Genomic DNA, 14,805 nt, shown 5'->3' with positions numbered 1-14,805 from the left:
TGAAACTTTCACACAGGGGTGTGTGACTGAATATAGCAAAACATATATAATTCAAATTCTAAGGAGGAAGAAACAATGAAGAAAAAAGTGATGAGCGTAGTTCTGGCAGCAGCAATGGTATCCGCAATGGTAGTTCCGGCAGTATCTGCAAGTGCAGCAGATGACAAACTGGTAGTATATGGTATTTACAAAGCCGGTGACCAGACTTGGTTTATCGATGAAGGTGACGCAGCAAAGAAAGCTGTTGAAGATGCTGGCGGAGAGTTCATTTATGTAGATGCAAAGATGAGCCCGGAAGAATATTTAAAAGCAATCGACAATGCTGTTGCAAATAATGCAAGCGGTATCATCACCTGTACACCTGACCAGACACTGTCTCAGGCAGCTGTTGACAAAGCAAAAGATGCAGGAATCCCGATTGTTGCGTGTGATGATGCACTTCAGGATGATGCTGGTGAGAAACTGGCTCCATGGGTAGGAATCAATGCATATGTAATCGGCCAGACAAACGGCGAGTGGATGGCAAATTATGCAAAAGATAATGACCTTATCGGAAAAGATGATGTAGGTCTTCTGATCATGACTATGGACACTGTATCCAGCTGCGTACCTCGTGCAGAAGGTGAATATGATAAATTCAAAGAAGACTGCGCAGATTTCAAAGAAGACAATATTTTCTATGCAGACTATGATGGAACTACAGATAAAGGAAACACAGCAGCTGCAGCAGTATTTACAGCAAACCCACAGATCACAACCTGGATGGTAATGGGCGCTAACGAAGAAGGAACAATCGGTGCATGCCGTGCCCTTGAAACAGCTGGTCTGGATGCAAACGCATGCGTAGTAGGTCTTGGCGCTTACATGGCAAAAGATGAGTGGAATGACAAAGGTGCTGACGGAACATGCATGAAAGCAGCAGCTTACTTCTCTTCTCAGTCTGTTGGTGAAGGCTCTGTAGATGTTCTTATGAAACTGATCAATGGCGAAGATGTTGATATGGAAACAGCAGTAGATGCTGAGATCGTTACACCAGACAACTACAAAGACGTTATGGGTGACGCTGCAAACTAGGATTTGACTGGAAGACAGGAAAATATAAAATAGTCAAAAAATGATATAAAAATAAGAATCAGAAATTGTGCAGGCAGTTTCCGATTCTTATTTTTTGTGCAGGAAGTATGCGACAAGGCAGACTTATAAATAACAATGTTTTTTGTAGAAATATTTTACTCAGAATCCTCAGAAGAACGGATCATACGCTCCCTGTATTCACTTGGCGTCATATTTTCCCACTTGCGGAAAGTAGAGCAGAAGCTGCTCTCACTGTTAAACCCGGAACCGAAGGCAATCTCCTTAACCGGAACATCCGGCAATTTCAGAAGGAACTTGGCAGAGTTGATCCTTGTAGCAATCAGATACTGATGCGGGGTAAATCCAGTCTGGGCAGTGAACACACGGGAAAAATGAAAAGGACTCATATTGGCATTCTTTGCAAGCTGATCGAGAGTCAGAGGTTCACTGAAATGCTCATTAATATAGGCACGGGATTTCTCCACCACTTTGAAATGAGAAGTTGTATTGCCGGAATATGCCCGTGTATACAAAAGAGTGTTCAGCATCTGCGTGATCATTTCTGAAGCCTCGCCCTCTTTCAGAGGTTTTGAGTTGCGGAAAACATGCAGCATTTGATCCAGACCATTAGTGATTGGAAATGGATTGGACGGAGAAATGATATTTCCATGACTTGCAAAGATTAGATCATAGAAATCTCTTGCAAGCGGACCATCGAAATGGATCCAGGCAACTTCGGAATTGCTGTCAAATCCATACTCATGGGGAACATAACAGTCGATCAGCACAACCTGTCCCGCAGCAGCGTTCTGTAACTGTTGATTTGGCAGAAGAACCTGGCAGGTTCCCTTTGCAATATACATTAAAAGAAAACTATTGTACTGAATCCTGGAACGCCAGTAACCAGGTTCATAGTAAAAATATCCGATTTCTTTCGGATAAAGATAAAGTCTGGAAGCAATCGTACTCGGTTGATAAAGATAGTAATCAGAAGCCGGATTAACCAGGTTTTCTTTTGTTCTCATAATGAATCTCCTTATAGCAATTTTTTTAAACTCATAAGCAAGTTACAGTAATGAATATTCAATAAGTACCGTATATAATTAAGCTATCATAAAAAATATGGAAAAGCAATAAAAAAACATTTTATGTTGCGAAGGACAATAAAAATATAACGGAAGAGCGGGTGCTCAATATGTTCAACGCTCATAAAGGAACAATAAAATGTAACATATAATTGGGAGGCAAGTAACATGGAAGAAGTAAAAATCTGGGAAGAAGAAGTCATTATTCCAACCTATGAGATTGGTGCAGCAGAAAAGAATCCGATTTTCTCTGAGAAGCGTGTATATCAGGGAAGTTCAGGAAGAGTGTATCCGTATCCTGTAATTGAGAAAATCGAAGATGTCAAGAAGGACAAAGCATGGAAAGCAGTATATCTGGAAAACCAGTACATCAAAGTAATGGTTCTCCCGGAACTTGGCGGCAGAATCCAGCGTGCATATGACAAAACAAATGGATATGATTTCGTATATTATAATCATGTGATCAAACCTGCTCTGGTAGGCCTGACCGGACCGTGGATTTCCGGCGGTATTGAATTTAACTGGCCACAGCACCATCGTCCGACTACTTATCAGCCTGTAGACTACACAGTTACCGAACATGAAGACGGCAGCAAGACTGTTATGGTCAATGATGTAGACCAGATGTACGGAACAAAAGGAATTGCAAGCTTCACTCTGTATCCGGACAAAGCATATATCGAGATCCGCGGACAGCTCTACAACCGTACACCAATGGCACAGACTTTCCTGTGGTGGGCAAACCCGGCAGTACCTGTAAACGACTATACACAGTCTGTTTTCCCACCGGATGTACATGCAGTTATGGACCATGGAAAACGTGATGTATCCAAATTCCCTATTGCTACAGGTGTATATTATAAACATGATTACAGCGCAGGTGTGGACATTTCCCGCTACAAAAACATTCCGGTTCCGACCTCTTATATGGCAGAGAAATCTGACTTTGACTTTGTAGGTGGATACGATTACAGAGAGGAAGCAGGAATCCTTCATGTAGCAGATCATCATATTTCCCCTGGTAAGAAACAGTGGACATGGGGATGCGGAGATTTCGGAAAAGCTTGGGATAGAAACCTTACAGATGAAGACGGCCCATACATCGAGCTGATGACAGGTGTCTACACAGACAACCAGCCTGACTTCACATGGCTGAAACCTTTTGAGGAAAAAACATTCAAGCAGTATTTTATGCCATACAAGAAAGTTGGTTATGTAAAGAATGCCAGCATTGATGCCATGGTAAATATGGAGATTAACGACGGCGAAGTATCCCTTTGCGTTTATACAACAGGAGTGGAAAAGAATGCAAAAGTAGTTCTGGAGAAGAAGGGGGAAGTGGTATTCGAAGAAATCGCAGATATTTCTCCTGTAGCCGTATATGAGAAGAAAGTCAGCCTTCCTGTAGAGAATAAGACAGACATTACGGTTCGTGTATTCAATGCAGAAGGCAGAGAACTTGTAGAATTTACTCCACTGGAAGAGAAGATCGCAAAGATTCCTGAGCCTGCAAAAGCAGCAAAAGATCCGAAGGAGATCCAGACCTGCGAAGAACTGTATCTGACAGGACTTCACATCGAGCAGTACCGTCATGCAACCTATCTGCCGGATGATTATTATCTGGAAGGTCTGAAACGTGATGAAGGCGATATCCGTTTGAACACTGCTTATGGTATGCTTCTGTTCCGCCGCGGTCTGCTGGAAGAAAGCGAGAAATATTTCCGCAAAGCGCTGGAAAGAATGACATGGAAGAACCCGAATCCATATAACAGTGAAGCATATTATGACCTTGGTCTGACTCTGTTCTATCAGGAACGTTATGACGAAGCATACGACGCATTCTTCAAAGCAACCTGGTCCAATGAGCAGCAGGAAATGTCCTTCTATTTCCTGGCAGCGATCGCAGTACGTAAAGGATTCTATCCGTTAGCCCTTGAGCTGGTAGAAAAAGGACTTGTGAAAAACAGCCATAACATTAAAGCAAGAGGCTTAAAAGCAGTAATCCTTCGTAAGCTTGGAAGAACAGAAGAAGCAAAAGCATGGCTTAAAGAGAATGAGAAAGTTGACTGCTTCGATTATGTATCTGCATATGAAGAGATTCTTCTGGCAGAGGCAGACAAACAGGAAGAAATGAAACAGGCACTCAAAGTACGCATGCGTAATTTCCACCAGAACTTTATCCAGGCAGCGGTCGACTACATGGAAAGCGGATGCTACGAAGAGGCACTGGGAATGCTGAATATCTGTGACAGAGATTGGCCGATGCTTTACTACTATCGTGCAGAATGTCTGTATAAACTTGGAAAAGAAGTAGAAGCAAAAGAGATGACTGCAAAGGCAGATGCAGCAGATTCCTATTGCTGCTTCCCGAATCGTCTGGAAGACATCAAAGCGCTGGAACTGGCAATGAAACTTCAGCCGGAACTTCCGAAAGCTTACTATTATATAGGTAACTTATGGTATGATAAACGCCAGTATGACAAGGCAAAAGAAGTATGGGAGAAATCCGCGAAACTGGATGACAAGTTCCCGATCGTATTCAGAAACCTTTCCCTGGTATATTATAATAAATGCCAGGAACCGCAGAAAGCAAAAGAAGTACTGGAACATGCTTTTGCACTGGATACTACAGACAGCAGAGTATTCCTGGAACTGGATCAGTTATATAAGAAATTAGACTATTCTGTAGAGAAACGTCTGGAGTTCTATGAGAAATATCCGGATACCTTTGTGAAACGTGATGATGTATTTATCGAATATATTACGCTTCAGAATTACATGGGAAATCATGAGAAAGCATATGAACTTCTTATGGGAAGAAAGTTCCATCCATGGGAAGGCGGAGAAGGCAAGGCAACTACTCAGTACACCCGTGCACTTGTAGAAATGGCTAAGAAAGCTATCGCAAAAGAAGACTGGACACAGGCAAAAGAGACCCTTGAGAAAGCCCTTGTATATCCGGAGAATCTGGGCGAAGGAAAACTGGAAGGTTCCAAAGATAATAACATCAATTATTATCTGGCACTGACAGAAAAAGCACTTGGCAATATAGAAAAAGCACAGCAACTTTTCGCTGAAGCAACCACTGGAACCGATGAACCGGCAGGAATGATGTTCTATAATGACCAGCCTGCAGATATGATCATGTATCAGGGACTTGCATTAAAAGAACTGGGTAAGCCGGTTGCAGCAAATTCCAGATTCTATAAACTGATCAGTTATGGGGAAGCTCATATTTATGATGAAGTGAAGATGGACTACTTCGCAGTATCCTACCCAGACCTTCTGATCTTCGACGAAAACTTCACCAGAAAGAATAAAGCACATTGCTGCTATCTGATGGGCCTCGGAAATCTCGGCCTCGGAAATCTGGAAAAAGCAAAAGAACACTTTGAAGAAACCCTCCAGCTTGACCCGCACCATTTGCTAGCTAGACTGTATCTGAGAGGAATTCAGTAATTTTCATAAATTGCTATATTGATTTCAAAAATTACATATACTATAATGCAAGTAGGCAAAGAAGCGATATAATTCAATGCAAGGCAAAAGCCCTCAGTAGTGCGAATACTGAGGGCTTTTTGCTGGAATTTTCTGGAATTTAAGTTGCTTGTCGGTAAGAAAAGTAATAAAATAAGCAGTAAGAAAAACATTTGTCTAAGGAGGAAGTAGATATGAAAAAAGTCAAAAATCTGGTTATTGCATTATTCCTGGCGTTTGCATTTATTGTAGCGGATCTTGCAGCAGCACCAGCAACAGCACAGGCGGCCGGCACTCTTAAATTTGCGAAGTCGATAACACTTATGAGAGAAAATGGAACAGATGGAACGGGAACATATGGAATAATGAATTCAGTGAAATCCGATAAGATCCTGAATTTAAAATCCAGCAACACAAGTGTAGCGACGGTAAAAAATGTGCAGTTCAGAGGTGATCACTCGATTGCTATAAAAGGAAATAAACAAGGTACAACTACAGTATCATTTACAGTACAGAGAAAAAATGGAAAAAAATATTCTTTTAAATCCAAAGTTTCAGTATTCAATTATACCAATCCACTGAGTAAATGTACTTTTGGAAAAACAGATTACAGTAAACAGTTTGATAAGGGAAATCACTACTTTGCTTCTTTCGGTACTGCAAAAAAAGGAAAAATAAATATTGCTGTTAAGAAGGGTTACAAATTAGATAGTTTATATTTCTGCGAATATGGAACCGGGGCACGGAAAAAGATTAAGAGTGGAAGTACCATTACTCTGGATAGCCAGCACTATTTAGAGATAAATTACAAGAATACCAGCAAAAAATATTCATATACCATGCTTCTGGGTGGCACAATATAAAACATGGCAGATGTATCAGTGAAATTTTTTATAAATTTCTTGAAAGAATAATCAATGAGTAAAAAAAGGGAGAACCGATTATTTCGGCTCTCCCTTTTAAAATTCCTGTTATGAAATTATTCTCCGAAGTATCTCTTAAGCAGACCAGCGAATGCTTTTCCATGTCTTGCCTCATCTCTTGCCATTTCATGAACTGTATCATGGATAGCGTCAAGGTTAGCTGCTTTTGCACGTTTAGCAAGGTCAACTTTACCAGCTGTAGCACCGTTCTCAGCTTCTACACGCATCTGAAGGTTCTTCTTTGTGCTGTCTGTTACAACTTCGCCTAATAATTCAGCAAATTTAGCAGCATGTTCTGCTTCTTCGAAAGCTGCTTTCTCATAGTATAAACCAACTTCCGGATATCCTTCTCTATGAGCTACTCTGGCCATTGCAAGGTACATACCAACTTCGGAGCATTCACCCTGGAAGTTTGCTCTTAAATCTTCGATAATATCTTCGCTAACGCCCTGAGCAACACCTACAACGTGCTCAGCTGCCCATGTCATTTCTCCGCCCTGTTTGATGAATTTGTCAGCAGGTGCTTTACATACTGGACAGACTTCCGGAGCGTTCTCGCCTTCATAAACATAACCACATACACTACATACCCATTTTGTCATAATTAAAATCTCCTTTTCTCTTAATGAATTTATTAATTGGATGCCAGATAAAAATCTGATTGTTTTCGGCATCGTTTTGTTCTTTGGTGCTTTCCGCAAATGCGGTAGAAAAAGTAATTTTTTAATAATAGTAATCATTACTGTTTTCTATGTTCTTAGGTTACCATACTTGATTGAAAAAGTCAAGTTTTATTTTAGGTTTTTTGAAACTTTTTATCAGGAATGTTCTCTGTTTCTTTTAAACAGTCTTCGCATAGTCCGAAGAATCTTGCGCTGTAATCTGTAATCTTTCCGCCAAAGTTCTCGCCTGCAAGCTCCATAATGTGGTGAATCTTCTCATTCTCCAGATCAATGATCCGCTCACATCTGGTACACATGAAGTGGCAATGCCTCTCGGTTCGCCCGTCAAAGTGATCCGCTCCGGCAAAAGAAGAAAGCTTCTTAATTTCTCCCAGATCAGCCAGCAGAGATAAGTTGCGATATACCGTGCCGAGGCTGATATTCGGGTAGATAAGCTTCATATTCTCATATACCACATCCGCAGTAGGATGATCCGTCCTGCTTCGCAGAAATTCTTTGATGGATTCTCTCTGACGGCTGTATTTCAGTGTCGCCATGGTATTCCTCCCTTCTCTGAATTGCAGTAACTCTAATTGCTTATTTAATAACAATAATCATTACTGATATTGTTACTATACAATATTGGATGAAAATTGTCAAGATATAAATAAAAATAATTCTCATTTAAAATTTTCAAAAGTAAAAACTATAAACAAGGAAACAATGTTTACAAACCCACCGAAATGTGCTATATTTTCCCTATAACAGGAAATAACTATTTCCTATAACCAACAGCGTTCCACAATCACAGATGAACCGCTGTTACGAAATAACACAAACTCATTGAAGAAGAGAGTACATTTGCAGACCGTATTACAGAGAAATCCCCACGGATCACAACGAACAGAATCCAAGGCTGAGAGGGATATGCAAGGAGCAGATCGAAGATGGCTTCCGAGAGGCACTGCTGAGAGTCAACAGCTTTAGGCAGCGACAGGCACGCCTGTTACAGCGTAGAGGTATCACAACGTACCTCCCAAGGTTTCCCCGCGCGAGCCCGGAAACGAACAGAAGTGGTAACACGGGTAAATCTCGTCTTCTCAGATAATCTGAGGAGACGTTTTTTTATTTCCCTTAATCGTCCACATTAAAAAAAGGAGACAATAAACCATGGAAAAACAGAAATATTACATTACCACTGCGATTGCCTACACATCCGGCAAACCGCACATCGGCAACACCTATGAAGTAGTCTTAGCCGACGCTATTGCCCGCTACAAACGCCAGCAGGGCTACGACGTATTCTTCCAGACCGGAACCGACGAACATGGTCAGAAAATCGAATTAAAAGCCCAGGAAGCTGGAATCACTCCAAAAGAATTCGTAGACAACGTATCCGGTGAGATCAAAAGAATCTGGGATCTGATGAACACATCCTATGATAAATTTATCAGAACCACAGACGAAGACCACGAAAAACAGGTCAAAAAAATCTTCAAAAAAATGTACGCAAAAGGTGACATCTACAAAGGACACTACGAAGGAATGTACTGCACACCATGTGAATCTTTCTTCACAGAATCCCAGCTTGTAGACGGCAAATGTCCGGACTGCGGCCGCCCATGCGTACCTGCAAAAGAAGAAGCATACTTCTTCAAAATGAGCAAATACGCTGACAAACTCATTGACTATATCAACACCCACCCGGATTTCATCCAGCCAGAATCCCGTAAGAACGAAATGATGAACAACTTCCTTCTCCCGGGACTTCAGGACCTCTGTGTATCCAGAACATCTTTCAAATGGGGAATCCCGGTAGACTTCGACCCGAAACATGTTGTATACGTGTGGCTTGACGCCCTTACAAACTATATCACGGGAATCGGTTACGACTGCGACGGCGAAAGCACAGAACAGTTCAACAAACTCTGGCCTGCAGACCTGCACCTGATTGGAAAAGACATCATCCGTTTCCATACAATCTACTGGCCAATCTTCCTGATGTCACTGGATCTGCCGCTTCCGAAACAGGTATTCGGACATCCGTGGCTCCTTCAGGGCGATGGCAAAATGAGTAAATCCAAAGGAAACGTAATCTACGCAGATGAACTGGTAGACTTCTTCGGTGTAGATGCAGTCCGCTACTTCGTACTTCACGAAATGCCATTCGAGAACGACGGTGTCATTACATGGGAACTGATGGTAGAGCGCCTCAACTCTGAGCTTGCAAATACTCTCGGAAACCTTGTAAACCGTACCATCTCCATGTCAAATAAATATTTTGGCGGCGTTGTAGAAAACAAAGGTGTAACAGAGCCAGTAGATGATGATCTCAAGAACTTCATCCTCTCCGTACCTGCAAAAGTAAACGAAAAAATGGACAAACTCCGTGTAGCAGACGCAATGACAGAAGTATTCACAATCTTCAAACGCTGCAACAAATACATCGACGAAACAATGCCATGGGCACTTGCGAAGGATGAAGAAAAGAAAGACCGTCTTGCAACAGTTCTCTACAATCTCGTTGAGGGAATCTGCATCGGCGCAACTCTGCTGAAATCCTTTATGCCGGAAACAACAGAGAGAATACTTGCTCAGTTAAATGCACAGGACAGAGAATTAGAAGATCTTAAGACATTTGGTCTCTATCCGTCAGGAAACAAAGTAACTGAGAAACCGGAAATCCTCTTCGCACGTCTTGACCTCAAAGAAGTAATGGCAAAAGTAGCAGAACTTCATCCGCCAAAAGCTGAAGAACCTGCAAAAGAAGAGAATGAAGATGTGATCGACATTGAAGCAAAACCAGAAATCACATTCGAAGATTTCGGCAAACTTCAGTTCCAGGTTGGTAAGATCATCAAATGCGAAGAAGTAAAGAAATCCAAGAAACTTCTCTGCTCACAGGTACAGATTGGCAGCCAGGTACGCCAGATCGTTTCCGGAATCAAAGCACACTACAGTGCAGAAGAAATGGTAGGCAAGAAAGTTATGGTAGTAACTAACCTCAAACCAGCCAAACTTGCCGGAGTACTCAGCGAAGGAATGATCCTCTGCGCAGAAGATGCAGACGGAAATCTTTCCCTGATGGTACCTGAGAAAGAAATGCCGGCAGGAGCAGAAATCTGCTAATACGACAACCGAATTCGGACAAAATATATCGCAAAGTGGGGCGTGCAGATTGCGGGAATGATTTTTCAAACACGCTCTAAAGACAACTTCAGAAATATCAGTATGAATTATCACGGCAGGGATGGTTATTACTGGAGAAATTTACTGAAAAAACAGCTTAAATTCTGTATAAATTTCCGAAAAATCATCTTGACAAATAGACCTCTAAAAGCTATTATTAATAGTAGATAAAGGGGAGTAACGGGCATGTGAGTGTTCATGATGTTGCCAGTTTCGATGGGTAAAGACTCCATCCGTATCGTGAAGAAATGATGAGGCTTTTATTGCATATCTTTGTGCAATAGAAGCCTCAATTTTTTTGTACAAAGATATGGGGAATTGTCGTGAGTGCGAAACTTTTTCGATAAAAAATTGTTTATAGTGGAGAAAAATCGAAAATAGTGGAGAAAATATGATTATATGACAATTTTGTGACCAGAAAGTGCTATACTTACAAAGTGGAAACACATATTATCATACAAAATAGAGCCTCGGTGTATTGGCATGGTGAAGAAGGACGGAAACGCCCGGACTGTAACGCACACTCATGCATTTACATGGAGGCATATTTGCAAAAGAAGATAAAAAAGAAAGAGAAAAAAAGGGAGGAAGAAACATGAACATGAAGAGCAACGTCAAGCGTTATCTTGCGGCGCTCCTGACTGTTATAATGATTTTCCAGCAGTCGGGCGCAAACGCTATTTTCGCAAGCAGCGAAAATATCCCCGCAGCGACTACAACAGAAGAGGAAGTGGCAGCTCAGAGCGAAGAACCGGAAGAGGAAGAACCGGAAGTTGAGGAGCCAGAGGAAGAAGAACCCGAGCAAACGCCCGACGAAGAACAACCCGATGAAGACCAGCAGGAGGATTCCGACGATTCTAATGACTCTAACGATTCAGAAAATCCACAGAATCCGGTTACACCAGTTCCAGAAGTAACTGAGGTACCAACGGAGACACCAACCCCTGAAGTTACAGAAACTCCAGAGGAAACACCAAAAACAGATTTTACATATGAAGACAGCAGAGTAGCTATTACTGCAAAAGCAGAAGAAGGCGCAAACCTTCCGCAGGATGCTGAGCTTAGAGTAGAATATTTGCAGGATACAGATCCTGAAAAATATAATACAGAACTTAATGAACTTAATAATCTGCTTGGCGTAGATAATGAAAAAATCACAGCAGATTATTTATTCTACGATATTTATTTTACATCTGAATCCGCTGGCGGACGTATTGAACCTGCAGCTGGCACTGTAAAAGTACAGATGCAGTATGCAACACCACAGCTTGAAAAAAATACAGATGATGAGTCATGTCAGAGTACTTTAAAAGTCTATGTAAATAGAAAAGAAGACACAACAGCTGAGTTTGAGAAAAATGAAACAGATGCAGTGAAGAGCGTTAATTTTAAAACTTCTGAAATGGGAGTTGTGGCATTAACACGTGTTACAACTGCTTTGGTAGAAGAAAGAACTATTACATATGAAGACGATGAAAAAACTATTGTTGCTGTTGTTTCAGACTCAAAAGCTTTACCAGAAGATGCAACACTTGTTGTTAATGAAGTACAGCTTTCTGACGAACAAAAAGAACTGGCTGAAAATAGTCTGGATTCATCAGAGCAGATGAATGATTATACAGCATATGATATGCATTTTGAAAAAGATGGCGTTGAAGTAGAGCCACAGAATGCTACAGTTATTGTTTCTATACAGTTTAATGAAGTTAAGGAAATAGGAGACGAAACTGTAAATCAGGAGGCTTCTAAAATTCAGGTGTTACATCTGGATAATGATTCAAATGTCAGCGATGTTACAAAGGATGTCACTGTAGATGAAGAAGGTAATGTAAAATCTGCAGAATTTGTTACAGATAGCTTTTCCATTTTTATTCTTGCGCAGACAGTAGAAAACAATAGAAAATTTGTATATGAAGATGACAATGTTAAGATTACTGCTGTTGCTGACAAAAAAGAAGAAGTATTAAATTCCAATCTTGTAAAAATGAAGATTGAGATTTTAGATGATCCTAATTCTGAAGAATATAGAAAAATTGAAGAGGTATTAAAAGAAGAATATAAAAAAGATAATAAAGTTCTTCTGGGCTTCAGATATTATGATTTTACTTTCTTAAAAGGTGAAGAAGAAGTAGAACCAACTGAGAAGGTAAAAATTAGTATTGAACGAAAGAATGCCCAGCTTCCGGAAAGTATTCCAGAAGGTCTGGTTAACAATGTGGAAATTTATCATGTCAGTGATAATGATGATACAATATCAGCAGAAAAATTAAGTGCCAAAATCGAAGATAACAATAAAAATGCGATGGTAAAGGGCAATTTCCAGATGGATTCATTTTCTGGAGTTACAGAAACCTATGGTGCAAACGGAACTTCAATGAGCCGTTCACAAATTGTTTCAGATTTAGGTATAGCTCAGAACTTTGCTGTATTTGCTATTAACTTTACAAATGATAATCATATGGAAGGTGCAATAGCAGTAAAAAATTTAAATGGTAATACAAATTCATTAGGTAATACAGATGCTGTTTATCAAAATACTACAAAATTTGATTTGGTTATAAAGAAAAAAGCGTCTGGTTCTGCAGGAAAAAATACTACATTTAAATTCGGAATATACACTAAAGATAATAGTGGATATCAAGTAGTACCTGGATTAGATAATATTCAAATTACTACAAATGATAAAGGAGAAGGAATATCTGATACAATAGATTCAAGTAACTTTAATACGAATCAGAAGTATTATGTATTTGAAATAGATGATTCAGGAAATCCTATTACATCTTCTAAAGGAACAATTAACGGAAGAGAATATGATGTATCATATAGTACAAATGGATTAAAAGGATCTTCTGTTCAAAGTGTTGGTAATACATCATATATTGAATTTTTTAAACAACCAGGTGGAGTAAATCATGATTTAGTACAGAGCAACAATGGTATAAAAGCTTCTGTTATTATGGGAAGTACCAATACAGTACAATGGATAAATTCAAATCAAGGATATATCGTAGGACAAGATCAAAGTAAATATCAGATTGAAAGTAGTAAAGTTGATGTAATTAAAGCAGATGAACCGTTTCCTATTGATTTTGAGTCACAATTGAACAATTTGGAAAATCTGTCTAGTAAATTAGGTAATCTTGTTCCTAATGAAATGGATGATGTAAAAGTAGCGTATGTTCCAATAAGTGCTTCTGGTAAAATAGATTATGAAAATATTTTTGTTGATGGCAAAAAACCTTTTAAATATGTACATGAGTGGACAGCAAATACTGGACTACAAACAGATGGCAAATTGCTTGTAATTAATGTTGATTGTACAAATGCACCATCTGAAATTGATATTGAAGGATGTAAAGTTAATGATAAAGGACCAGGGGCGTGGGATCCAATAGCAAATAGTGTAATTTGGAATTTTTATACTAATAATAATGGATCAATTTCAACATATACAGGACATATTAAATACAGTAATGGACTTGGAACACTATTAGCACCAACGGCTCATATTACATGTGTGGCTTCTACAAATGGTTCTGTTATTGCTAATACTGTGGATCATGCAACTTGTGAGATACATCATATAAAACCAAGTGGATCAACGACAGTACTTCAAGAAACAGTAACTTGCTCTAATACTTCAAGTGATGACACAGATGATAAAGGAAATCTGAGCATAAGCAAGTACGTAGTAGGGGCTGATACAGGAGAAAGAACCTTTAAGTTTACCGTGCAGGGACCAGATGGAAAGTATTATGACAAAGACGGAGCCGCATCTGATACAGAAACAGTAGTGGAAGTCAAGGCAGAAGAGACTGTAACGATCAAGGACCTGCCGGTAGGAGAATACACAGTAAACGAAAAGACAGAAGAAGCCGGAATCAGCGGATACGGACTTGCAGTAACAGGAACCGGAAAGGTGACAGTGAGCAAGGGAACAACAGCGACAGCATCTGTGACAAATACCTACAGCAAGGACAAGGGAAACCTGAGCGTAAGCAAGAAGGTGGAAGGAGTCAGTGCGGAAGGAAAGACCTTTAAATTTACGGTACAGGGACCAGACGGAAAGTACTATGACAAAGACGGAGCCGCATCTGATACAGAAACAGTAGTGGAAGTCAAGGCAGAAGAGACTGTAACGATCAAGGATCTGCCGGTAGGAGAATACACAGTAAACGAAAAGACAGAAGAAGCCGGAATCAGCGGATACGGACTTGCAGTAACAGGAACCGGAAAGGTGACAGTGAGCAAGGGAACAACAGCGACAGCATCCGTGACAAATACCTACAGCAAGGACAAGGGAAACCTGAGCGTAAGCAAGAAGGTGGAAGGAGTCAGTGCGGAAGGAAAGACCTTTAAATTTACGGTACAGGGACCAGACGGAAAGTACTA

General features: G+C 40.3%; 9 protein-coding genes. 6 read left to right on the top strand and 3 right to left on the bottom strand.

Annotation, left to right across the window (positions count from 1 at the left end; genetic code table 11):
- The first annotated feature begins 75 nt into the window (after positions 1-75).
- The gene (locus KQI87_RS14390) at positions 76-1,074 is read left to right on the top strand and encodes an arabinose ABC transporter substrate-binding protein (RefSeq protein ID WP_216460736.1); all 999 of its coding nucleotides are present in this window, start codon (positions 76-78) and stop codon (positions 1,072-1,074) included.
- Between the two features lie 155 nt (positions 1,075-1,229).
- Here the strand turns inward: KQI87_RS14390 and KQI87_RS14385 are convergent, their stop codons facing one another.
- On the bottom strand, positions 1,230-2,099 hold the full coding sequence (locus tag KQI87_RS14385; RefSeq protein WP_216460735.1) for an AraC family transcriptional regulator: 870 nt from the start codon (positions 2,097-2,099) through the stop codon (positions 1,230-1,232).
- A gap of 228 nt (positions 2,100-2,327) precedes the next feature.
- On the opposite strand from KQI87_RS14385, the gene KQI87_RS14380 reads away from it, so the two are divergent.
- Together KQI87_RS14380 and KQI87_RS14375 are read left to right on the top strand one after the other, a co-directional pair.
- Entirely contained in the window at positions 2,328-5,618 is a 3,291-nt protein-coding gene (locus KQI87_RS14380; protein WP_216460734.1) for a tetratricopeptide repeat protein, read from the top strand.
- A gap of 212 nt (positions 5,619-5,830) precedes the next feature.
- Positions 5,831-6,499, top strand: a complete 669-nt coding sequence (locus KQI87_RS14375; RefSeq protein ID WP_216460733.1) for a hypothetical protein — start codon at positions 5,831-5,833, stop codon at positions 6,497-6,499.
- A gap of 116 nt (positions 6,500-6,615) precedes the next feature.
- On the opposite strand, the gene KQI87_RS14370 is transcribed toward KQI87_RS14375, so the two are convergent.
- Together KQI87_RS14370 and KQI87_RS14365 are read right to left on the bottom strand one after the other, a co-directional pair.
- A complete protein-coding gene (locus KQI87_RS14370) occupies positions 6,616-7,161 on the bottom strand; it encodes an NADH peroxidase (protein ID WP_216460732.1) in 546 nt (181 codons plus the stop codon).
- Between the two features lie 194 nt (positions 7,162-7,355).
- Complete coding sequence (locus KQI87_RS14365; RefSeq protein WP_216460731.1) at positions 7,356-7,778, bottom strand: Fur family transcriptional regulator; 423 nt, start codon at positions 7,776-7,778, stop codon at positions 7,356-7,358.
- 613 nt (positions 7,779-8,391) lie between these two features.
- Between KQI87_RS14365 and metG the strand changes: the two genes are divergently transcribed.
- The 3 genes from metG to KQI87_RS14355 all read left to right on the top strand — a co-directional run.
- On the top strand, positions 8,392-10,350 hold the full coding sequence (gene metG / locus KQI87_RS14360; protein ID WP_216460730.1) for a methionine--tRNA ligase: 1,959 nt from the start codon (positions 8,392-8,394) through the stop codon (positions 10,348-10,350).
- Positions 10,351-10,362: 12 nt separating this feature from the next.
- Positions 10,363-10,581: a DUF6783 domain-containing protein gene (locus tag KQI87_RS17395; protein ID WP_334300747.1), complete on the top strand. Its 219-nt coding sequence runs from the start codon at positions 10,363-10,365 to the stop codon at positions 10,579-10,581.
- A gap of 904 nt (positions 10,582-11,485) precedes the next feature.
- The coding region (locus tag KQI87_RS14355) for a DUF5979 domain-containing protein (RefSeq protein ID WP_216460729.1) at positions 11,486-14,805 on the top strand (3,320 nt) is incomplete at its 3' end.

Source organism: Blautia sp. MSJ-9 (genome assembly GCF_018919065.1).
In the GTDB taxonomy this organism is placed as follows: Bacteria; Bacillota; Clostridia; order Lachnospirales; family Lachnospiraceae; genus Blautia_A.
The sequence above is the reverse complement of the archived record's forward strand: the minus strand, read 5'-3'. Positions and strand labels throughout refer to the sequence as shown.

Coding starts and splice junctions, on each gene's coding strand:
- KQI87_RS14390 (WP_216460736.1), top strand. CDS start 76: ATGAAGAAAAAAGTGATGAGCGTAGTTCTGGCAGCAGCAATGGTATCC.
- KQI87_RS14385 (WP_216460735.1), bottom strand. CDS start 2,099: ATGAGAACAAAAGAAAACCTGGTTAATCCGGCTTCTGATTACTATCTT.
- KQI87_RS14380 (WP_216460734.1), top strand. CDS start 2,328: ATGGAAGAAGTAAAAATCTGGGAAGAAGAAGTCATTATTCCAACCTAT.
- KQI87_RS14375 (WP_216460733.1), top strand. CDS start 5,831: ATGAAAAAAGTCAAAAATCTGGTTATTGCATTATTCCTGGCGTTTGCA.
- KQI87_RS14370 (WP_216460732.1), bottom strand. CDS start 7,161: ATGACAAAATGGGTATGTAGTGTATGTGGTTATGTTTATGAAGGCGAG.
- KQI87_RS14365 (WP_216460731.1), bottom strand. CDS start 7,778: ATGGCGACACTGAAATACAGCCGTCAGAGAGAATCCATCAAAGAATTT.
- metG (WP_216460730.1), top strand. CDS start 8,392: ATGGAAAAACAGAAATATTACATTACCACTGCGATTGCCTACACATCC.